General features: G+C 67.2%; 23 protein-coding genes. 15 read left to right on the top strand and 8 right to left on the bottom strand.

What is annotated here, in order from left to right; genetic code table 11:
* Positions 1–90: 90 nt before the first annotated feature.
* Positions 91–1290 (bottom strand): esterase/lipase family protein, encoded by a 1200-nt coding sequence (locus ON22_RS12065; protein WP_033242862.1) that lies wholly within the window; start codon positions 1288–1290, stop codon positions 91–93.
* A 370-nt stretch (positions 1291–1660) separates the two neighbouring features.
* Between ON22_RS12065 and ON22_RS12060 the strand changes: the two genes are divergently transcribed.
* Positions 1661–2281 carry a YdcF family protein gene (locus ON22_RS12060; RefSeq protein WP_051157540.1) on the top strand — a complete coding sequence of 207 codons (621 nt, stop codon included), beginning with the start codon at positions 1661–1663 and terminating at the stop codon, positions 2279–2281.
* 71 nt (positions 2282–2352) lie between these two features.
* Here the strand turns inward: ON22_RS12060 and ON22_RS12055 are convergent, their stop codons facing one another.
* The 3 genes from ON22_RS12055 to ON22_RS12045 form a co-directional block, all read right to left on the bottom strand.
* Entirely contained in the window at positions 2353–3387 is a 1035-nt protein-coding gene (locus ON22_RS12055) for an alpha/beta hydrolase (RefSeq protein WP_033242861.1), read from the bottom strand.
* Positions 3388–3426: 39 nt separating this feature from the next.
* Complete coding sequence (locus ON22_RS34585; RefSeq protein WP_051157536.1) at positions 3427–4434, bottom strand: RsbRD N-terminal domain-containing protein; 1008 nt, start codon at positions 4432–4434, stop codon at positions 3427–3429.
* Positions 4435–4609: 175 nt separating this feature from the next.
* The gene (locus tag ON22_RS12045; protein WP_506329731.1) at positions 4610–5584 is read right to left on the bottom strand and encodes a Sco1979 family transcriptional regulator; all 975 of its coding nucleotides are present in this window, start codon (positions 5582–5584) and stop codon (positions 4610–4612) included.
* Positions 5585–5915: 331 nt separating this feature from the next.
* Between ON22_RS12045 and ON22_RS12040 the strand changes: the two genes are divergently transcribed.
* The 4 genes from ON22_RS12040 (at position 5916) to ON22_RS12025 (ending at position 7989) form a co-directional block, all read left to right on the top strand.
* Positions 5916–6161: a hypothetical protein gene (locus ON22_RS12040; protein WP_033242860.1), complete on the top strand. Its 246-nt coding sequence runs from the start codon at positions 5916–5918 to the stop codon at positions 6159–6161.
* 141 nt (positions 6162–6302) lie between these two features.
* Positions 6303–6821, top strand: coding sequence for a DUF2599 domain-containing protein (locus ON22_RS12035; protein ID WP_051157534.1), 519 nt, complete (start codon positions 6303–6305; stop codon positions 6819–6821).
* Positions 6822–6840: 19 nt separating this feature from the next.
* Positions 6841–7500 (top strand): NAD(P)H-binding protein, encoded by a 660-nt coding sequence (locus tag ON22_RS12030; RefSeq protein WP_033242859.1) that lies wholly within the window; start codon positions 6841–6843, stop codon positions 7498–7500.
* 261 nt (positions 7501–7761) lie between these two features.
* Entirely contained in the window at positions 7762–7989 is a 228-nt protein-coding gene (locus ON22_RS12025; RefSeq protein ID WP_033243110.1) for a hypothetical protein, read from the top strand.
* A 101-nt stretch (positions 7990–8090) separates the two neighbouring features.
* Here ON22_RS12025 and ON22_RS12020 read toward each other — a convergent pair whose 3' ends face one another.
* Both ON22_RS12020 and ON22_RS12015 read right to left on the bottom strand, forming a co-directional pair.
* The gene (locus ON22_RS12020) at positions 8091–8978 is read right to left on the bottom strand and encodes a Sco1979 family transcriptional regulator (protein WP_033242858.1); all 888 of its coding nucleotides are present in this window, start codon (positions 8976–8978) and stop codon (positions 8091–8093) included.
* A gap of 83 nt (positions 8979–9061) precedes the next feature.
* Positions 9062–9280 carry a DUF397 domain-containing protein gene (locus ON22_RS12015; protein ID WP_051157533.1) on the bottom strand — a complete coding sequence of 73 codons (219 nt, stop codon included), beginning with the start codon at positions 9278–9280 and terminating at the stop codon, positions 9062–9064.
* 359 nt (positions 9281–9639) lie between these two features.
* Between ON22_RS12015 and ON22_RS12010 the strand changes: the two genes are divergently transcribed.
* The 3 genes from ON22_RS12010 to ON22_RS12000 all read left to right on the top strand — a co-directional run bounded on the left by ON22_RS12010 (position 9640) and on the right by ON22_RS12000 (position 11489).
* Positions 9640–10437 carry an SAM-dependent methyltransferase gene (locus ON22_RS12010; RefSeq protein ID WP_033242856.1) on the top strand — a complete coding sequence of 266 codons (798 nt, stop codon included), beginning with the start codon at positions 9640–9642 and terminating at the stop codon, positions 10435–10437.
* 242 nt (positions 10438–10679) lie between these two features.
* Positions 10680–10931, top strand: a complete 252-nt coding sequence (locus tag ON22_RS12005) for a hypothetical protein (RefSeq protein ID WP_033242855.1) — start codon at positions 10680–10682, stop codon at positions 10929–10931.
* A 123-nt stretch (positions 10932–11054) separates the two neighbouring features.
* Positions 11055–11489, top strand: coding sequence for a CBS domain-containing protein (locus ON22_RS12000; RefSeq protein WP_033243109.1), 435 nt, complete (start codon positions 11055–11057; stop codon positions 11487–11489).
* Between the two features lie 6 nt (positions 11490–11495).
* On the opposite strand, the gene ON22_RS11995 is transcribed toward ON22_RS12000, so the two are convergent.
* Positions 11496–11915: a pyridoxamine 5'-phosphate oxidase family protein gene (locus ON22_RS11995; RefSeq protein ID WP_033242854.1), complete on the bottom strand. Its 420-nt coding sequence runs from the start codon at positions 11913–11915 to the stop codon at positions 11496–11498.
* Between the two features lie 158 nt (positions 11916–12073).
* On the opposite strand from ON22_RS11995, the gene ON22_RS11990 reads away from it, so the two are divergent.
* From ON22_RS11990 to ON22_RS11975, 4 genes are read left to right on the top strand one after another with little or no spacing between them, the layout of a single operon-like run.
* Positions 12074–13354 (top strand): aminotransferase class V-fold PLP-dependent enzyme, encoded by a 1281-nt coding sequence (locus ON22_RS11990; protein WP_081595518.1) that lies wholly within the window; start codon positions 12074–12076, stop codon positions 13352–13354.
* Complete coding sequence (locus ON22_RS11985) at positions 13351–14640, top strand: heavy-metal-associated domain-containing protein (protein ID WP_051157532.1); 1290 nt, start codon at positions 13351–13353, stop codon at positions 14638–14640. Before ON22_RS11990 ends, ON22_RS11985 begins: the two co-directional genes overlap by 4 nt.
* Positions 14637–16139 carry a type III PLP-dependent enzyme domain-containing protein gene (locus ON22_RS11980; protein WP_051157531.1) on the top strand — a complete coding sequence of 501 codons (1503 nt, stop codon included), beginning with the start codon at positions 14637–14639 and terminating at the stop codon, positions 16137–16139. Before ON22_RS11985 ends, ON22_RS11980 begins: the two co-directional genes overlap by 4 nt.
* Positions 16136–17452 (top strand): pyridoxal-phosphate dependent enzyme, encoded by a 1317-nt coding sequence (locus tag ON22_RS11975; RefSeq protein ID WP_086007715.1) that lies wholly within the window; start codon positions 16136–16138, stop codon positions 17450–17452. The genes ON22_RS11980 and ON22_RS11975 overlap by 4 nt, the downstream gene beginning before the upstream one ends.
* A 6-nt stretch (positions 17453–17458) precedes the next feature.
* Here ON22_RS11975 and ON22_RS11970 read toward each other — a convergent pair whose 3' ends face one another.
* Positions 17459–18148, bottom strand: a complete 690-nt coding sequence (locus ON22_RS11970) for a phosphatase PAP2 family protein (RefSeq protein WP_051157530.1) — start codon at positions 18146–18148, stop codon at positions 17459–17461.
* Positions 18149–18411: 263 nt separating this feature from the next.
* Between ON22_RS11970 and ON22_RS11965 the strand changes: the two genes are divergently transcribed.
* The 3 genes from ON22_RS11965 to ON22_RS11955 all read left to right on the top strand — a co-directional run.
* Entirely contained in the window at positions 18412–19035 is a 624-nt protein-coding gene (locus ON22_RS11965; RefSeq protein ID WP_051157529.1) for a TetR/AcrR family transcriptional regulator, read from the top strand.
* Between the two features lie 46 nt (positions 19036–19081).
* Positions 19082–19312: an NfeD C-terminal domain-containing protein gene (locus tag ON22_RS11960; RefSeq protein ID WP_033242852.1), complete on the top strand. Its 231-nt coding sequence runs from the start codon at positions 19082–19084 to the stop codon at positions 19310–19312.
* Positions 19313–19333: 21 nt separating this feature from the next.
* Positions 19334–19661, top strand: a 328-nt coding sequence (locus ON22_RS11955; protein WP_043740069.1) for an SPFH domain-containing protein, incomplete at its 3' end; no start/stop codon positions are given.

Genomic DNA, 19661 nt, shown 5'->3' with positions numbered 1-19661 from the left:
CCCGTCCGAACGGGAAACGGCGGTCGTGTGCGCACCGAGCGGAACTGTGGAGTCGGGCAGCCCGCCGGTGCGCACCGTCTTACCGGCGGATCACAGTTTGCCGCCGCCGCCGATCAGCCACGGATTGAAGGTGCACTGCAGCGCCGGGAACTGCACCGGGTCCAGCGCCTGCAGGGCAATGGACAGCGCGCGCGGCGAATACATCATGGTGAGGTGGTCCGACAGATCCTGTTCGCAGCCGTCCTGCAGGGTGATATTGCGGACGGGTGCGTCCGGCCCGGGTTTCAGGAAGGTCAGATCGAACGGAGTGGTGACCTCGTCGTAGCGGGTACCGACGACGGTGTAGTCCACACCGGGCACCGTATCGCCGCCCGCGTTCAGCTCATTGACGAAATCCGAGCCCACGGTCTGCTGGATCCCGGAATGCCCCACGAAGATCTCGATGAATCCGAGGATATCGATACCGAAGTTGTTGATGGCCCGGCCCAGCGCCCCGATCCCGTCCAGGGTGGTGCCGTGGTGGGTCGCCCCGTAGGTGATCAGTTTGGCGACCTTGCCGGCACCGCCCTCGAACTTCGTGTACCAGTTCGACATCGAGCCGCCCTGGGAATGCGCGACGATATCCACCTCGGCGGCGCCGGTGGCGTCGAGCACCCGGTCGACGAAAACAGCCAGTTGCTTCGCCGAATCCTGAATGTAGCCGGTGCCCATCGTGCCCGGTAGCACCGAACCGAGCCCGCCGCCCTGGACGAGATTTGCGCGGCCGTAGTTGAAGGTGAAGGTGCAGAAACCCGCGTCCTTGATCGGCTGCCCCATGAACGCGAAACCGTTGTAGGCGTTCATCCAGGTGCCGTGGATCAACAGCACGGGCCGCGGATGTTCGGCGGTGGGTTTGCAGTTCCAGTCGTTGGCTCCCGGCGGCGCGACATCGGCATTGAACAGGCCGTGCGCGAATGCCGACAGGAACGCCGTCTGCGCGGGACCGTGGCCCACGGTATCGGAGGCGTACCCGCCCGACAGACCCGAACTGCTACCCGAACCGCCGTAACAATCTCCGGAGCCGTTACCCGACCCCGCTCCGCTACCCGAGTTACAGGCCGAACCGCTGGCGCTACCGGAATCGGCCACCGGCCCGGCGGTCCGGCCGGCCGCGATGTAGGCGGCCAGGTCCTGTTCCGTGGAAGCCGCCGGCGGGTCCGCGTTCGCGCCCGCACCGGTGAACCCGAAAACGAGTGCGGTGGCGGCACACAGCACCGCGGCGCGCAGCCGGCCGGAGGTAGGTCGAATCATCAGGACCCTTTCTGCCGAGAACATCGTCGTTCGATTCCCTTGCCGCACAAATATTTCGCAGTAGAGAAGCTGCGCCGACAGTACGGCCGGCGGATCGGTTCTCCAATGTTTCCGGTTGCAGAATTGGACAGCTCACCAAAGCGTTCGAACCGGCTTGGTGCCGGTCACAGAAGATTCGGCCGCGAATCAACGGAAACCGCCGAGGGACTCACCGGTGGGCGCCGTTGCGCGCACTAATAAACGCGCCCTCGTTCCGTGGATTGTCCAATAACACACCGGATCACGAATCGATCACGTCCGAATGGCCGAGAATACAGTCACCCCATTCCGATACACGGCCGATTCCGGCCCCGTCATTTCGGAGTTCCCGATGCCCGATACCCGCCGTGGCCGCCACCGGCGCCGCCGCAGCCACTCACTCCGGGTGGGTCTGACCACCGCCCTCACCGCCGCCGCGATCACGGCGGGCCTGTGCGGACCGGCCGGCGCCGCCCCTACTCCCCCGGGCGGGTTACCGGCCGGAATCGGCGATCTGCTGACCGGCCCACTGACCCGTCTACACGGGCCCGGGACCGCGATCGTGATACTCGGCTACGGCCTGCTACCCGACGGCACCATGCGACCCGAACTGGTGGATCGCTTGCGGGCCGGGTACATCCAAGCCCTGCTCGCGCCGCAGTCGCCGGTGATCGTCACGGGCGGAAACCCACGCAACGGGATCACCGAGGCCGCCGCCATGGCCGACTGGCTCATCCGCCACGGATTACCGGCGCATCGCGTCCACCAGGAGCCCGCGGCCACCACCACCGTGCAGAACGCGCGGCGCAGCGCACAACTCATCCACACGCTCGGGGCACACGATGCGGTGGTGGTGACATCGGAGAACCATATCGGCCGGGCGGCGGACAGTTTCACGGCGGCGGGCGTACCTGTCGCCGCCACTCTCACGCCCCGTCAGATTCCGGAATTCGTGGCGGTATGGGGCCCGTGAAAGAGCCGGTGCGGTGAACATTCCGGGCCGAATTCCCATTATCTCGACAAGCCGGAAATACCGGCCACTCATCATGGCCTTCCGGTGATCTCCAGGGCACGGGAGAGAGTGGGCCAGCTCCGATGCAATTGGATCTCGAAATCCGGCCAGGAATGCATACCTTCGGGCAGGAAATCGACGACGGCGGGAATATCGAGTTCGTCCAGACGGGCGGCCAAGCGTTCGGTGCACAGGCGCGCACCCTGTTCCAGTAATGAACCGCCCCCCAGCAATACCGCCAGGATCTCCGGGCTGTCCCCGATCGACATCAAGGCCGCACCGCTCGGCGTTCCATTGGCCACCGACAGATAGATCTCGGTACCGCGCAACTTCTCCGCACCGAGCAGACTGTCGTGGGCCCGCCATTCCGGCGAGGCCGGCGGCCCGAACAAGTTCTCCGGATTACCACCCCGGGAGGCCACTGTCATCACCGTGACCGCGCGACCGAGCTGATCGGCGGTGGAATAGCAGCCGCTCAACCCGGCTACACCCCGGTAGAAACCCGGATGCCGCTGCGTCAGCATCATCGCCGCCTGCGCACCCATGGACACCCCGGCGATGGCGCGGACACCGTCGGACCCCAGATACTTCTCGACGATCGGCGGTAGCTCCTCGGTGAGGAAGGTTTCCCACCGATTCAGGCCCAGGGCGGCGTCCACCCGAATCCAGTCCGCGTACAGACTCGCCGTTCCCCCGGTGGTGAGCACGACATCGACGGGTTTGTCGGCGAAGAATTCCGCGGCGCCGCCTTCGGTCAACCAGCCCGAAGTGGGGCCGCCGTCCACCCCGTCCAGCAGGTACAGCGTCGGGCGCGGCGCCGGGCCGGTACCGACCAAGGTGTCGATCGCGACCTCCCGGCGCATGGCCACAGAACGGATGTGCAAGCGGATCCGACGGTCGCTCAACACCTCGACCCGCAACAGCCGCGGACCCGGCTGATCGGTCGCGGCGGCGGGGCCGGGTGGCGCGCCGGGCGACTGCACCGGCGGGACACCGGTCGCGGGGGTAGCGGTGGCAGCGATACTCATCACTGCCAGTGCGGCCAGAACCGTCAACCGGGATCTCATCTCACACCTCGCGGTACCACTTGTCATCCGGCCCCCCTGTCACGCCGCCCCTGGTTTGCCCGGACGAGCGGACATACCGGGCGTGACGCGCGGCAGGCGGCGCAACCGCCTCGCGTCCACCACCGAATCCGGCTCCGCGGCCTTACCTTCCGTGATCCGGTACAGGCCCGGTGGCCGGCCGCCGGCACACAACCGGTCCAGGAGTTCATGGGTGCGTCCGGCCAGTTCCGGTATCTGTTCGGTGGCGCCGACGGCCACGGTCGCGGTCGGCGGGGCCTCCGCGGCTTCCGCGACCAGCTGCAGCACCTCGGCGCTCATCACTCCCGCCGTCATCGGGCCGGCACCGGTGTCGTGCGCCGCTTCCAAGGGAATCAGTACGGTGCCGCCGTCGGCGTGCAGCAGCGGCAGGCATCGCGAACCCAGCGGTGGCCCCAGGGCCGCCTGGACCCGGCGGAGCTTGCGGCGGGACGCCGATACCGTGCCGGGGCCGCCTGCGCGTTCCTCGGCGTTCGGCGGGATCGCCAGAGCCACCACCTGATAGGCGGGGGCGACGCGGAGACCCGACCTGCGCGCCAGCGCGCTCACTCCGTGGCCGGCGAGCAGGGCCGCCACCATCGTCTGCGCCGAAGTCTGGTGCTCGCGGGCCACGATCCGGTGTTCGTCCAGGTATGCGGTGGCGGCGGCGGTGGTCACCACCTCGACGACACGCACCAGAAGGCGGGCGGCGTCGGCCATGGGCTGCCCGCTCGCGGCGGCTTCTGCCATTCGCGCCGCGAGGAATTCGAAACCACTGCGGGCGCAGTCGTGGCAGGTCGTGAGCACCGATTCCAGGGTCACCCCTTCACGGGCCCAGCGTGCGGCCGCCGCGGTGATCGTCGCCGCCGCGGCGGGGCGGGCACCGAGGTCGTGCGCCGCGGCGGCCAGACAGTGCCGGATGGTGGTGGCCATATCGGCCGCGTCCATTTCCGGTTCGGGAGACCGGAAATGCGCTACGAGTTCGGCTTCCAGGTCTGTGCTTCCGGAACCGGCTACCTTACTGCCCACCATAACTACTGGACAGTAACCACGGACTCGGGCGCGGGCGCCCCATCCGGTATCAGTCCGGAGAGTTCATCAGGGGAGCGACCGCGAATTGGGTTCGGTCACAAACGGGTAACGACGTAGAGAACGGTGCGTTGCGATGCCTCCCCGCCCCCGGAGGCAGGGAGAGCCGCCGCCGGGTTCAATGACCGCGGCCGGCTTCCCGGCGCAGCGGCTGGTCCAGGGTCCGCGGCTGCCGGCGCCGCAGGGCCGCCAGCAGCCCGGAGGTGTGCTCGGGAGGTGCGGCATGCACCGACAACTGGTTCGCGACCGACCGGTAAGCGTCCAGATCGGCCTGTTTGTCCAGGTACAACGCGCCGGTGAGCTGCTGTAAGTACACGATATCGGGCAGATCGGCCTCCGCGAACCGCAGATAGGTGAATGCGCCGTCGGTCATGGCCGGACCGCCGACATGATCGGCCAGTACCTGCACGGTGACATGCGGCTGTTTGGCGGCGGCCAGCAATCGATCGATCTGGGCCGACCAGGTCCGGGACCCGCCGATCCGACGGATCAGCGCCGCCTCCTCGACGATCAGCCAGAGGTGCGGCGGGTGGGGCCGGTTCAGAATGTGCTGCCGGCGCATCCGCAGTGCCACCCGCCGTTCGATGGCTTCGGTCGTCTCCCCCGGATGTGCGAGCGTGAGCAAGGCCCGCGCATACTCCGGGGTCTGTAACAGTTCGGGCACCGCACGCGGTTCGTAACACCGGATCACCTGCGCCGCCTGCTCCAGGCCCAGATACATATCGAACCATTTCGGCAGCCAGTCGTTGTCGCGGTGCCACCAGCCGGAGGTATTCGCCTGCCGGGCCAGTTCCTGGAACGCCGCCAGCTCCTCGGCGTCGGTGATCCCGTAGAGCTCGAGCAGATCCACCAGATCACGCTCGCGGATACTGGTCCGGCCCAGCTCGAGCCGGCTGATCTTGGAATCCGAACCGCGGATATGATCGCCGGCCTGTTCCCGGGACAGCCCACTGGCTTCACGCAACCGCCGCAACCGCCCCCCGAGCACCATGCGCAGCACAGTGGGTCCGCCGTCCACCGCGGCCCGCGCCGTGACCCCCGACCCGGTCGAGGCAGCCGTCTCCAACGCCGATCGCATCCCAGAAGCACCCATTATTCGAGTTTCGCATGGGATCGGTACGGGAGACCAAACGAAACTCCCGTGGAGTAAACGACATTCGGGCGCCGGGCAGTTCAGCGGCACCGCAGCGGCGTGGACCCCTGCGATACCACTCATATCGGGCACCGGCCCGAGCTCGGGCACCATCGGCTGTTGTCACGGCCCCGGCCGGGTCGCAGATGCTTCGTGACCCCGCCCGAGAGGACCCGGCACATGCTGTGAATCACCCAGACCCTGTTCCGGAACATGTTCCCACCCATGGTCGGGACTTAGGGTTACACACAACGGCGTCGACGGGGACGCTGCCCGGAAGGAGGCGTGAATCGTGGACGCTACAGCACCGACCACGGCCGAACGCGACAACAACAGTCGCGATAACCTCACACGCCGGGTGACGGTCTACTTCGACGGCCCGGCACCCGACAATGCCCTCGTCCTGGAATACGCGGCAACCAATGCCGAGGCCTGGGAGTTCACCTCCGCGGCCGTCCATGCGGGGCTCACGGTCACCGTGGACAGCAAGATCAGGCCCGGACTGCGCCGGCTACCGTGCCACACCCTGTGGCGCTGATCCGGCTCGACCCGCACGCCCCCGTACGGCCCGGAAAACCCGCGGCGCACTCGGCGGCCTCCCCCCACAACTACGGCCCCGGCCTCTAAGCTCGGAAGCACCGGCGCGACCCACCGCCGGGAACCGACCGCAGGAGCGTCCATGCCGACCGACCCCACCTCCCGTGTGGCCGGTTCGTTCGCTCTCCTGTGCGCAGCAATGCTCACCGGCTGCGGCTCTCCGGATCCACCGGAGCCGGGAGGTGTTGCCGCGGCCGAAACCACGACCGCAGCCCCGGCGACCGTGCGTCCGACCGGATCCCCGGCGGCAACCGTCGTACGCACTTCCACCCCGGTCGTCGATCCCTACGCCGGGATGTCGTTGATCGACCGGCTGGAATGGACCTCGAATATCGACGGTCCACGTCTCATGGTCCACCCGACCCGAGCAGGCCGCGACACCACCTTCCCCGGCGCCGCACAACGCGCCTGGCAGGAAATCGGCACGCTCGACCCGGCCGCGGACACCCCCGGAATGTGGGATCAGTTCCGCTGCCATTGGGAATGGGCGCGGCTCATCGCGCCCGATAAGCCCACCTGGAATCTGGAACCCTGGCGGCCGCCGGTGGGCTACGACGAAACTGTCGGCGCCGCCTGCAACCCCGGCGGGCCCGAACGCTGAGATACGAGAGGAGTCCGGTATGCGCATCGTCATCGCCGGCGGACACGGCAAGATCGCTCTACTGCTCGCCGAACGACTCACCGGCCGCGGACACAGCGCGATCGCGCTGATCCGCAACCCGGCGCACGCCTCCGAGATCTACGCCACGGGCGCCGAACCGGTGGTCCTGGATCTCGAAAAGGCGGTCGTGACCGATCTCGCCGCGACCCTGCAGGGCGCCGACGCGGCGGTGTTCGCCGCCGGCGCCGGGCCGGGTAGTGGCGCCGCCCGCAAATACACTGTGGACCGGGACGGCTCGGTTCTACTCGCCGAAGCTGCCGAACGAGTGGGCACCCGGCGGTTCGTGCAGATCTCGGCCATGGGAACCGGTCTTGCGCCGGCACCGGGCACCGATGACGTATGGGCCGCCTATATCGAGGCGAAAACGCAGGCCGAGGACGATCTGCACAGCCGCGACCTGGATTGGACCATTGTGCGTCCGGGCCGCCTCACCGACGAACCCGGCACGGGTTCGGTCACCCTGGCACCACCGCGAATCGGCCGGGGCGATATTCCCCGTGCCGATGTCGCCGATACCGTCTTCGCACTCCTCGATGCCCGGCATACGGCCGGTCGTACCTTGGAACTGGTCTCCGGTGACACCCCGATCGAGGCTGCGGTCGCCGCCCTGGCCGACTGACAAGATCATCCGAAAACCGTTCCGACACAATGAATCGATCGTGCAGATGTACTTGCATTTGAAAGCACTACCGACCTAGACTCATCCCACACCGCTACACAGGGGAAAACATGGGGAGGCCGCGTGAGTGAGCCGACGACAACATTCGCCAGTGGTTTACTGCCACAGCTGCGGGACAGCCCAGGGGGTCCGAATCATTTCGGTAGCAGCACAACCCGAATGGATCCTGTCCCGATAGGAAATCCGGCGAACGGTATTGATATGAGTACATTCGGCGTCCGCGACGGAAGTCTCCGTGCCGGTTCGTCCCGGGAGACCGCCGTCGAGTTCGTCATCGACGCAATCGAATCCACCGGCGCAGCGACACGTGACGATTTCGATATCGACCAGATCGTCACCACGGTTCATGCGCTGTCCGACGACTGGGATTTCCGGTCGCTGCAGCCGGATACCTTCTGGCGCGTGGCGTCCACATTCATCCGGGCCTGACGGACGCGCGTAATCCACCGTCTCGGCGGCTCGGCGCCGGGGCGGTCCGGTACCGGCACGGTCCGGATACTCTCCCGCCGTTGGCGGCTATTCGCCTGGTATTACAGGCCTTTCGTATATTCGACGATAATCGCCCGGGATTCCTCGGGCGTCGCGGCCTGCACACTCAACCGGTCCATCACCGAGAGGTACAGTGCCAAATCCTCGCGCCGGTCCAGATACAGCGCGCTCGTCAACTGCTCCAGATACACGATATCGGGCAGATCCGGCTCGGCGAAACGCAGAATGGTGAAAGAGCTTCCGGCCGCGGGATGTTCACCGGCGGAGAACGGAACGACCTGAATGGTCACATTCGGCAGGCGGGTCAGGTCGAGCAGATGTTCCATCTGCGCCCGGTGCACGTCACGACCGCCGACGGGGCGATGTAGAGCCGCCTCGTCGATCACCGCCCAGACGACCGGCGGATCGTTGCGGTGCAGAATCTCCTGCCGGCGCTGCCGGAAAGCCACCCGCCGATCGGTATCGGCATCCTCGTAACCGAGGGTTACCACCGCACGCGCATAATCCGGGGTCTGCAAAAGCCCCGGGACCAGATGCGATTCATAGGTGCGGATCTTGCTCGCGGCCTGCTCCAGACCCAGATACTGCCCGAACCAGGACGGCAGCAGATCGCCGTAGCGATGCCACCATCCCGGTTCGTTGGCTTTACGCGCGAGATCGAGAAACCTCTCGCGCTCTTCGGGATCGGTGATGCCGTACAGCGTCAGCAGGTCCCGGATATCACGTTCTTTGAAACTCGACCGGCCCAGTTCGAGCCGGCTGATCTTGGCATGAGAGCCGCGGATGGCATCGCCCGCGGCCTCGCGGGTGATTTTCTTGCTCTCACGCAGTTTCCGTAGCTGGCCGCCCAGAGCGATGCGTAGGACCGTGGGGCCACGCTCCGCCTCGACGGGTTGCCTGCCGCCACGATTCCCGGGCTCTGCGATCATGGAGTCGTCTCCGCTTTCGGGTTAACCCACGGTGCGCCACAGTGCAATCCGCGGCGCACCACGCCGACGGCCCATGCTACCTCTCATACAGCCAGATCGTCGAACTCTCCAGCTTTCGCGCCCTGCAGGAACGCCTCGATCTCCGGGCGGGTATAGAAGAGCACACCGCCGTCGGGGAAACGCGAATTACGCACGGCCACCTGGTCGCCGGCCGCTTCGGCGAACTCGACACAGTTCCCGCTCGGATTGCTGAAGGTGCTCTTGCGCCAAGCTCCGACCACCCGATTGGTTACTTCCGACATAGGACCTACTCCTTGCTCATGGTTGCTGACACCACTCGTCGCATACCGCCGGTCCTTACAGATGCACTCGCAAGTGTTCTTGCATCTGCACCGACATCAGGACGATAGCACGAAGTTCGCCGATGCGCCCCCACAAGCCTCCAGGGCAGGCTCCATCGCCCCGCCGGACGCAGCCGCCGGCGCCGGATCCGGCCCCACCGCAGGGGAGCACCGCACGATTCCGTAGGGCCGCGCGCCTGCCCGGAGCCCACCGGCGGGCCTTGTACTGTCGCAAACCGACACCGGTTCCACCAGCCCCGAGAGCCGGCCGCGGCGCATCCTCCGGCACGCTTCCGGCCCGTATCGCCGAGGAGTCCGCCATGTCCGACGAGCACCAGCGCGCCATCAGAACCGATATCCCGCACCCCGCCCGGATCTGGAACTACTGGATGGGCGGCAGCGACTACTACGAGGTCGACCGGATCGCCGCGGACGCGGGCAGCGCCGTCTATCCCGGGATCACGACGCTGGCGACAGAGTCCCGGGAGTTCCTCGTGCGCACAGTGCGATACCTGGCCGCCGAGAAGGGAATTCGCCAGTTCCTCGATATCGGCACCGGACTGCCCACCATGCAGAACACCCACGAGGTCGCGCAAAGCGTGGCACCGGAATCCCGGATCGTGTACGTGGACAACGACCCGGTTGTGCTGGCCCATGCCCGCACCCTGCTGACCAGCACCAGCGACGAGGGCGTCACCACCTATATCGACACCGATTACCACCACCCCGAGATCGTCGTGGCCGACGCCCGCCACATCCTGAACCTCACCCGGCCGGTGGCGGTGATGTTCATGGGCGTTCTGGGCCACGCCCACAGCGCCGCGGAAATGCGCCGCATCGTGCACACCGTGCTCGAATCGACCGCCGGCGGCAGCTACCTCGCGCTCTGGGACGGCACCGATGACGATGACGACTATGTGCGACTGTGCGCCGAGTATGCCGATATAGGCGGTGAGCCGTATGTGCCGCGGACACAGTCGGAGATCCGCGCGCTTTTCGACGGGCTCGACCTGGTCGAGCCCGGATTCACCACGGTGGCCCGGTGGTATCCCGGGCAGGTTGTTGCCGGCGACGACCGGCCGATTCCGGCGTACGGGGGTGTGGCGCGCAAACCGTAGCCCGGCCCGCAACCGGCCCGGCCCGCAGTCGGCGAGAAGTGCAGTGCCACTGGGCCGATGACACACCGAGGACGGGCGCTCGGGCCGAATGTTTTTTCGTATGTTGTTTGCAGATGTACTTGCATTTGTAAGCGACGGCGACATAGACTCGCACCACCAAGAGGGGCGATACGCAGCATCTTCCGGTCGCTTCACCGGACCGGAGTGTCGCCCCCGCACCATCGCACGTGAGGGGCAACCGAATGATCCAGCCATTCCGAAGTCCCCACCGGAACGCGGTCGGAAGCGTTCCCGGTACGCACACCCTGGGGCACAATCCGGAACCCCTGCGCCACTTCGCCCCCGAGGCGGGAGCCGACTGTAGCGCCGAACCGCCGGTACTCACCTACCGGCAGGCCCGCGCCATCCTGCGCATCCACGATGTCCACGGGCCCCAGTGCCGGCAATGGCTCGCCGCCGCGGCCTACCTGTCCGCGGGCCTGGACGACGAATAGCCCCGTCGAACTGCCGTTTCTTTCCCAGCCGATACGACGGCGTCCGGTCGATGCCGATTCGTGCTGGTATTCCTCCCCCGGCCGCGGGATTGTAGAAATCCCGCGCTCATGTGGATGGTGACCATGCGTATCGCCGAGATCCTCAACACCAAGGGCAGCGCCGTAGCGACCGTCCGGCCCGAAACCGATATCCGGGCGTTGCTGGCACTGCTGGCCGAACAGAACATCGGCGCCGCCGTCGTCTCCCCGGACGGCAATCGTATCGCCGGGATCGTCTCCGAGCGTGATGTCGTCCGCGGCCTGCACCGGTACGGCGCATCGCTATTGGAATTCCCTGTCACGCGGATCATGACCACCGAAGTCCGGACCTGCAGCCCCGACGACCGGGTCGACGGGCTCCGGGGAATCATGACCGATCACCGGGTACGCCATCTCCCCGTGGTCGACCAGGGCCGCCTCACCGGCATCGTCAGTATCGGCGATGTCGTCAAGAGCGCACTGTCCGAACTCACGACCGAACGGGAACAGCTCGTCGGATACCTGCAGGGCGGGTACTGAGTTTCCTCAGCCGAGATCCCCGGAAAGCCAGCGCTCCGGCCGCATCCGGACGATGACGTGCTCCCCCAGCTCGGCCTCGGCAAAGGCCAGGTAGCCCTCCACCTGATCCGGCGGAAGATAACGCGCGACCATTTCGCGGTGCCGGGCATCCGGCATCGGTTCGACCGCGGTGACCGGCCCTTCCACGCTCACGTAGCGGACCGTCGGCTGCACCCGTTGCACCATCAGGCTGAACCTGCCCGCATCGCGGATCCGGCGCATCTTCACCGATTCCGGACCGGTGATCACCCACAGATCTTCGCCCGGCGTGTACTGGTACCAGATCGGGAGCGTCAGCGGCCCCCGGTCCGGGCCGGCGGATACCGACAAGGCACCGATATGTGGTTCGGCCAGGAAGGACTGTCGTTCCTCGGGAGTCAGGGGCATACGCGCACCCTAACGCGCACCCCCGACAAAACCGGGGAGGCGACGGCCGCACCGGTACCACTCACCCAAAATGATTGCCGTTCAAAGCTACTGGGCGTGGCCGCCGGTGATCGGTATCGTTGTTGCCGTCCGGCGAATCGGCGGAGGGAGCGAAGACGATGCGATCCTCCCTGCCCGGCCGGGATCACCCGGCTCGGGTCCGCCCCTCCCCGGCCGAAGCACTGCTCGCGCCGCAAGTACGGGAGTCTTTTCCTGCTGTGGCCGAGGCCCGGGAGGTGTATCTCGACAGTGCGGCCACAACACAGAAACCGCATGCCGTCATCGAGACCATACGGAAGTATCACGCGTCCGCGACGGCCAACGCCGCCCGCGGAACCTACCCGTGGGCAACCGCGCTCACCCAGCAGATCGCCGCAATCCGGGCCCATACCGCCGGGTTCGTCGGCGCCGCCCATCCCGACGAGATCGTTTTCACCGGCGGCGCGACCGCGGCCCTGAACGCAGTCGCGCTCTCCTGGGGGCTCACTGCACTCCGCGACGGAGACGAGATCCTCTACAGCCCCCGCGACCATGCCGCCAACATCCACCCCTGGTATCTCCTGCGCGACACCCTCGCCCGATTCGGGCGGCGGATCGAACTCGTGCCCTACCGGGTGACCGCAACGGGGGCCGCCGACCTGGCCGATATCGCCGCAAAGGCCGGGCCGCGGACCCGGCTGCTCACCGTCACCCATCTGCACCATGTCTTCGGCAGTACAACCGCCCTGAACGATATCCGCGCGCTACTGCCCGAGCGTGTGTTGCTGTGCTACGACTGCAGTCAGAGCGGCGGTCATCTACCGGTCGATGTGACCGCCCTGGCCGCCGATTTCGCGGTATTCGCGGCGCACAAGATGTTCGCCGCGCCCGGCGCCGGCATCCTGTACTGCCACCGCCGGGTCCACCCGGAACTGCGCCCGTTCCTGCCCGGCGGGACCACGGATGTACGGCTCACCGCCACCGGATTCGAATCCGGGCGGATGCCCGGGCTGCTCGAGGGTGGCACCCCGAATATTCCGGGCATTCTCGCCCTCGGTACCGCCCTCGAGGTCCTCGAGTCGTACGGGATGCCCGCGATAGCGGCACACAACACCGCGTTGACGCACCGATTGCTGACCGGCCTGCGTACCGTCCGCGGGCTGGATTTCCTGCCCGGTCCCGCATACGGCGGGCACGATACGGGCCACGGCATCGTCTCCTTCACCCTCGACGGCATCTCGGCGGCCGATCTGGGTTTCGTACTCGCCGAGTACGGCTTCCTGGTCCGCACCGGCGCGCACTGCGTCCCGGGTGGCGCCGCCGGTGACGCCGTCCGGGTCAGCACCCAGATCTACACCGGGCCCGACGATATCGACCGCTTCACCGACCGTGTCCGCGCCCTGGCCGAGGAGATTTCATGACCATCGAGACCGGCATATCCACCGGGAGCACCGAAACGACGGCCCGCTACCACCGGCGTACCGCTGCGCAGATCCTGTCCGGACTCGCGCGGCCCGGGCTCTTCGGTCCCGGCGCACCGCGTCCCACACGCAGGTTCGAGTACACCGCGACCGAACTGCAGCCCGAAGCGGGCAGCCACCTCACCTTCTCGCAGCGGTTGTATCTGGAGCGATTCATGCAGCCGTGCACTGCCGGCGAAGTCACCTCCGCGACCCACCGGATGACCTGGACCGACAGCGCCGGCATACCCAACACCGGCTTCTATCGCGACGACGGGTTCGGGCCGCAGGTCCCCATCGCGACCCGGGAGGCAGTGCTCGTGCTCTGGGAACAGATCGACGCCGAGGGTGCGCTGGCCGAGCGTATCGCCGCGCTCGGGGCCGCGGCGCGAGATATCCTGGCGGGCACCACCACCGATCACGAGCCGATCGATATCTTCCGGGTCGGCGTCGAATCCGCCGGGCGGGCGCTCGCCCAGCATGCACTGCTCGCGGGCCGGACCCCGTACCGGTCCGCGGCCGACTTCGCGCGCGGACTCCTCGATTCCGGGATCTTCACCGCAGTCGCGACCCGCTGGTTCTGGGAACTCCAGGCCTCGACCTACCGGCGCGGGATGATTCCGGTGGATCTGCGGGTCACCGCCGACGGCACAGTCCGCTATCCGGAGCAGACGGTCGCGACGCTGCGGGCGATGAAGGACGCGACCATCGCCGACGCTCACCGCGTGATGCGCCGGGCGACCACAGAAGAGGGATTGTCCGTGGCCGAAGCAATCGCTCGCTATCACGACGATCTCGACCTCATCTCACGCCAGTACGCGCTGCTACCGGCGGACGAACATCCGGTATGCCTGGCGGCGGTCACCCACCGAGCCGGCGGGGAGAACTACAGCCTGCTTCCGCTGGTCGCCCGGCGTTTCGTAGAAGTGTTCGGCGACCTCGTCGTCCGGTGCGAACCGGTGGCGGCGCAGACGGCCGCCGACGCCCCCGAGGATATGCCCGTGGCCACCGAGGACCGGATCTTCTACGTGCCCGATATGACCTGTAAACACTGTGTGCGAACCATCGGCGGTGTATTGGAATCCATGGATATCCGGGTAGTGGATATCGACCTCGACAGTAAACGGGTGATCGCCGAGTTCCGTAGTCCGCGCAACCGATCCCGGGCCTTCGAGGCGCTGCGTGACGGCGGATACAACCCCGTGGACCGGCGCCCGGATACCGCGGCGGCGGTACCCGGGCGATGACCGCGCGACAGGTCACGCCGGATCCCGATACCCGGACCGCGGCGGATACCGCCCCGCCACCGGCGTTACCGGCACGCTGGGATCCGCTGGTGCGGGATTTCCTGGCAGACCGGCCGGCACTCGACCGTGCGACCGGCCGGTTCGGGACTCCGCTGCACCTGGTCTTCCCGCAGGTGTTCGCCCGCAATCTCGCCCGTTTGACAGCGGTACTCGACGCGGAGCGGGCCGGGTACCGGATCTGCTATGCGCACAAGGTGAATCGTTCGGCCGCGCTGGTGCGCACCGCGGCGGCCCTGGGCGCGGCGGTGGATGTGGCCTCGGCCGGGGAGCTGGAATCTGCCCGGCAGGCCGGGTTCACTCCAGATCGGATCGAGGTCACCGGACCGAAGGGCGAGAGGTTCCTGCGGGCTCTGGTGCACAGCGGGGTCACGATCAATATCGACAACCAGTGGGAGCTGGAAACGCTGGCCGGCCTCGCCCGGCCGGAGGCAGCCGTCCCGGTGCTGCTGCGGGTCAGCGGATTTCCCGGCTCCCGGCCCAGCCGGTTCGGTATTCCGGTGGGTTCGGTGGGCCGGGCCTTCGAGGTGCTCGCGCACCGTCGTGATCGGCTCGACTTCCGCGGGCTCGCCTTCCATCTCGACACCGGCGATATCGCAGAACGGCTGCGGGCCGCGGAGACCTGTTTCGCACTGCTCGAACAGGCGTATTCCCGGGAGCTGACGCCTTCGGTGCTGAATATCGGCGGCGGGCTACGTCAGGTTTTCACGGCCGACGCGCAGCAGTTCGACGACTATGTGCACCGCCTGCGCGACGGGCTGAGCGGACGCGGTCCCCGGATGAGCTGGGACGCCAACACGTTCGGATATCAGGTGGACGGGACCTCGGTGCGCGGTACGCCGGTGTTCCACAAATACGCCAATACCGTCGCGGCCGACACTATGCTCGCCGACCTGTTGACCGCGCCGCTCGAACGGCACGGTGGGCACGGAATCGGCCGGGTTGCCGCCGACAACCTGCTGGAGATCTGGCTCGAACCGGGGAAATCCCTCGCCGATCACGCCGGAATCACGCTGGCCCGGGTCGAATTCGTGAAGGAGGCCGCCGACGGCAGTGTGCTCGTCCATCTGGATCTGAGCCGGGATTCGGTGACCCCGGCAGATCAGGAAGTAATGGCCGACCCGCTGTTGCTACCAGGGCATACGCCCGCACCGCCCGGTGACCCGGTGGGGGTGTATCTCGCGGGACGACTCTGCCTGGAGCGCGACCTCGTCACGGCACACAAGATATGGCTGCCGTGGTATCCCCGGCCGGGCGATCTCGTCGTATTCCCCAATACGGCCGCCTACCACTCCGATCTGTCGTCCGCGGCGGCCGCCATGCACGCACCGGCGCACAAGGTCGCGATCGACCGGCGGGACGATACTTTCCGGGTCACGCCGGACGCCGAGTTCCGCCCGCTTCCACCGGGCGGCGAATCACTATCTCCCGAGGACCAGTGACGATCTATCAGCACATCACCGAACTGATCGGTGACACTCCCCTGCTCCGCCTCGACCCGGCCGTCCACGGGCTCGACGGCGTCGACCTGTACGCGAAACTGGAATCGCACAATCCGTTCGGGTCGGTGAAGGACCGGGTCGCCTGGGCCATGCTGCGCGACGAACTCGGTACCGTACGCGCCGAGGACCGCACCCTGATCGAGGCCTCCAGCGGAAACACCGCCAAGGCACTACGCGTCCTCGGGGCAATGCACGGTATCGGTTTGCGGGCCATGACCAACCGGATCAAGGTCGGTGAGGTACGCGATCTGCTGCGCTTACTCGGCACCGATATCGTCGAACTACCCGGGCTTTCCGAATGCCCGGACCCCACCACGCCCAACGACGTCTACTCCGCGATCGAGAATGCGATGGCGGCGGAACCGGAGCGATTCCGCCACCTGTCGCAGTACACGAGCGAGAAGAACATTGCCGCACATCAGGACGGTACCGGCCGGGAGATCCACGAAGACCTCGCCGCCGCCGGTATGGACCGCGTCGACTATCTCATCGGCGGTCTGGGCACCACCGGCTCGAGCCGGGGCGCGGGAAGCCACCTGCGCAAGTTCCATCCGGAGCTGCGGACGGTGGCCGTGGTGTCCGACCGCGGCGATTTCATTCCCGGTATCCGTTCGGAACGGGAAATGTGGGAGGTCGGGTTGTTCCAGCCCGACTTCTACGACGAGATCGTCACCGTCGAATCCGGGCGCGCCATCGAGGGCACCCTGGAACTCGCCACGGGCTACGGGGTGCTCGCCGGGCCCACCAGCGGAGCGGCCTACACCGCCGCCCGCGATGTTCTCGCACGATCCACTCGTAGCGGGTCGCCGGTGGTCGCCGTGGTCATCGTATGCGATCGGCTCGAACCGTATCTGTCCTATATCCGGCAGCGGCGCCCCGAGCTGTTCGGCCGCGATACCGGGCACCGGGCGCCCGCCCCCGCCGATATCGCCGAGGCCGCGGTGCTCGGCCCGGCCGAGCTCGCAGAGATGATCCGGGCACGACACACCGTGGTGGTCGATACCCGTGGCGCAATGGCCTACCGCATCGCGCATGTACCGGGTGCGATCAATATCCCCGACGACCGGCTGAACGATCTGTTCACCCACGGCACGCCGTTCTCCCGGGCACATCCGGTGGTGTTCACCTGCCCCACCGGCGATATCTCCCGGCAGTTCGCTGCCACCGCGCAGCAGACGGGGCATCTCGCCTACAGCCTCGACGGCGGGATCGCGGGATGGCGGGCGGCCGGCCTCGAACTGGAACGCGGGTAGCGAGGTTCAGGCCGCAGTACCGGCTGTGGATGCCGCCTCCGCACGCGGACGGGACGCGGCGGAATCCTCGGCGACAGTGTCGCCGGGGCGCGCGGATCGGCCCACCCGGCGATGTATCAGCACACCCAGCAGCACCAGCAGCACACCGAGCGACCAGCCGGCCAGGACATCGGTCGCCCAGTGCGCACCCAGATAGACCCGGGACAAGCCGACCAGGCCCGCGAAGACCGCGGCGAGCACCACCGTGATCCGGGCCGCGATCCGATGCCGGAACCTCAGGTAGCACAGCACCGCCAGCACTCCGATCACTGCGGTCGAGCCGGCGCTGTGCCCGGACGGGAAGGCCGGGCTGTCGACGGCGACCAGCCGGTCGTCGAGAGGTGGGCGAGCCCGGCCGATCAGCTCCTTGGACACCGGAACCAGGACGGCGGCCGCCGCGCCCACACCCGCGACGAGCGCAGCATCACGGCGCCGGCCACGCCACAGCAACCCACCACCGGCCACCAGCGCCAGCATCCACATGACTGCCGACCCACCGGCGTGCGTGATCACCACCGCGACGGTGGTCAGCGTTTCGTCCCGTAAGCCCAGGATCCACTCGTGTATCGCCGTATCGAACCCGGTCACGGCCCCGGAGAGCACCGACCCGGTCAGCGCGGCGAACGCGGCGAGCAGCAGCACAGCGAACAAGACCATGCATTTCACGATAGCTGCTGGGCATTTGCCACAAACCGGACACGGTCCGCCGGAGTCGCCCTTCCTGATCGGAGTCGGGGCGTACGTGGAGCAAAATGGCATGGACCTGGCGGCCGGGCGGCTCCGCGATACCGACGAGCCGGTCGAGTCGATCCAGGGCAAGGCCCCGGGCGCGTACCGTTCTCGGCTCCGCAGGTGATCGCAGGCCTGGGGCGTCGCCACCACCCGACTGAAGGCATGCGGCGGCAGATTAGTGTGGACGGGTGCATGCAGACCAGCGATCGGACGACAGCGGGCCCCGGATCTGGGGCGGCACCACGCTTTCGGAGCGCCGGCAGGCACGCCGCAGTGCGCTGCTCGAGGCGGCGCTCGATCTGATCGGTGAGGCCGGTGCGGGCGGTGTCACCATGCGGGCGGTGTGCCGCCGGGCCAACCTCACCGACCGGTACTTCTACGAAAGTTTCGCCAGCCGCGACGAATTGCTCGATGTGCTCTACCGGCAGACAGCCGAGGATTTCCTGGAACCGATGACCGCGTTCGCCGTGGCCGACGATTCCTCCCGCGATCGGGCACTGTCGGAGGCACTGGTGGACAAGGTGCTCGCCGACCCTCGCAAATCCCGCCTGTTCCTGGTCGAACCCTATTCCAGCACGGGTCTCGGCCAGACCACCATCTCGGTGATGCCCGCCTTTACCCGGCTCATCCAGGACCATCTCTTCGCCCGGATCGACGATCCCGTGCGGCGCCGGCTCGCGGCCGTCACCATGGCCAGCGGGAACGCCGGGATGTTCTCGGCCTGGCTGAACGGTTCGCTGCGGGCGACGCGCGAGGAGATCGTCGACCATCTGGTCGCGATGCTCGGCGCCTACCGCACGCTCTACCAGTAACCTCACGGAGGCGGAAACCACCGCACAGCTTGGAGGTTCGGGGAAATTGCAGGACGAAGTCATCGGGTCGACGGGTAAGCTGATCTCGCCGATCCGCGGCCCCGGGATGCTGGGTGAGGTCCTGGTCGCCGTCCGAGGGGGAACCGAAGGCTACATCGCGCGGGCGACCGAAGCCATTGCGGCCGGGAGCACCGTGCTGGTCATCGCGGTCGATTCCGGCCGTATCGCCGAGGTGGTGCCCTGGATACCCCTCGGCCCGGACCCGGCATCCGAGTAGACGAACGCGAGGAGTCATTCCGTGCTGGGTTATCACGTCCCGGACCCCGACGAGGCGATGCTGGTCAGTGGCGCCAAGAGCAGCGATGCGGCACCGTTCCGGGTGATCATCGGCCGCGGTTCCTGGGTCATACCGTTCTTCCGCAAGGTCCGGTATCTGTCGCTGGCCATGTTCGAGGCCGAGATCTCCGAACGCTGCGTCACCAAACAGGCCATTCAGTTGCAGGTGCGGGCGGTTATCGCCTTCAAGGTCGCCAACGACACCGCCTCGATCGTGAATGCCGCGCAGCGTTTCCTCTCCGAACAAGAGCAGGAGATGTCGGTGCTCACCGGGCGCATCTTTTCCGGTC

This window comes from Nocardia carnea NBRC 14403, assembly GCF_000308515.1.
Lineage (GTDB): Bacteria > Actinomycetota > Actinomycetes > Mycobacteriales > Mycobacteriaceae > Nocardia > Nocardia carnea.
Note: the sequence above shows the minus strand (reverse complement) of the source record. Positions and strands in the feature narration are given on the sequence as shown.

Excerpts from the sequence above, each read along its gene's own strand:
- ON22_RS12065 (WP_033242862.1), bottom strand. The coding sequence starts at position 1,290 with ATGATTCGACCTACCTCCGGCCGGCTGCGCGCCGCGGTGCTGTGTGCC.
- ON22_RS12060 (WP_051157540.1), top strand. The coding sequence starts at position 1,661 with ATGCCCGATACCCGCCGTGGCCGCCACCGGCGCCGCCGCAGCCACTCA.
- ON22_RS12055 (WP_033242861.1), bottom strand. The coding sequence starts at position 3,387 with ATGAGATCCCGGTTGACGGTTCTGGCCGCACTGGCAGTGATGAGTATC.
- ON22_RS34585 (WP_051157536.1), bottom strand. The coding sequence starts at position 4,434 with ATGGTGGGCAGTAAGGTAGCCGGTTCCGGAAGCACAGACCTGGAAGCC.
- ON22_RS12045 (WP_506329731.1), bottom strand. The coding sequence starts at position 5,584 with ATGGGTGCTTCTGGGATGCGATCGGCGTTGGAGACGGCTGCCTCGACC.
- ON22_RS12035 (WP_051157534.1), top strand. The coding sequence starts at position 6,303 with ATGCCGACCGACCCCACCTCCCGTGTGGCCGGTTCGTTCGCTCTCCTG.
- ON22_RS12030 (WP_033242859.1), top strand. The coding sequence starts at position 6,841 with ATGCGCATCGTCATCGCCGGCGGACACGGCAAGATCGCTCTACTGCTC.
- ON22_RS12025 (WP_033243110.1), top strand. The coding sequence starts at position 7,762 with ATGAGTACATTCGGCGTCCGCGACGGAAGTCTCCGTGCCGGTTCGTCC.
- ON22_RS12020 (WP_033242858.1), bottom strand. The coding sequence starts at position 8,978 with ATGATCGCAGAGCCCGGGAATCGTGGCGGCAGGCAACCCGTCGAGGCG.
- ON22_RS12015 (WP_051157533.1), bottom strand. The coding sequence starts at position 9,280 with ATGTCGGAAGTAACCAATCGGGTGGTCGGAGCTTGGCGCAAGAGCACC.
- ON22_RS12010 (WP_033242856.1), top strand. The coding sequence starts at position 9,640 with ATGTCCGACGAGCACCAGCGCGCCATCAGAACCGATATCCCGCACCCC.
- ON22_RS12005 (WP_033242855.1), top strand. The coding sequence starts at position 10,680 with ATGATCCAGCCATTCCGAAGTCCCCACCGGAACGCGGTCGGAAGCGTT.
- ON22_RS12000 (WP_033243109.1), top strand. The coding sequence starts at position 11,055 with ATGCGTATCGCCGAGATCCTCAACACCAAGGGCAGCGCCGTAGCGACC.
- ON22_RS11995 (WP_033242854.1), bottom strand. The coding sequence starts at position 11,915 with ATGCCCCTGACTCCCGAGGAACGACAGTCCTTCCTGGCCGAACCACAT.
- ON22_RS11990 (WP_081595518.1), top strand. The coding sequence starts at position 12,074 with ATGCGATCCTCCCTGCCCGGCCGGGATCACCCGGCTCGGGTCCGCCCC.
- ON22_RS11985 (WP_051157532.1), top strand. The coding sequence starts at position 13,351 with ATGACCATCGAGACCGGCATATCCACCGGGAGCACCGAAACGACGGCC.
- ON22_RS11980 (WP_051157531.1), top strand. The coding sequence starts at position 14,637 with ATGACCGCGCGACAGGTCACGCCGGATCCCGATACCCGGACCGCGGCG.
- ON22_RS11970 (WP_051157530.1), bottom strand. The coding sequence starts at position 18,148 with ATGGTCTTGTTCGCTGTGCTGCTGCTCGCCGCGTTCGCCGCGCTGACC.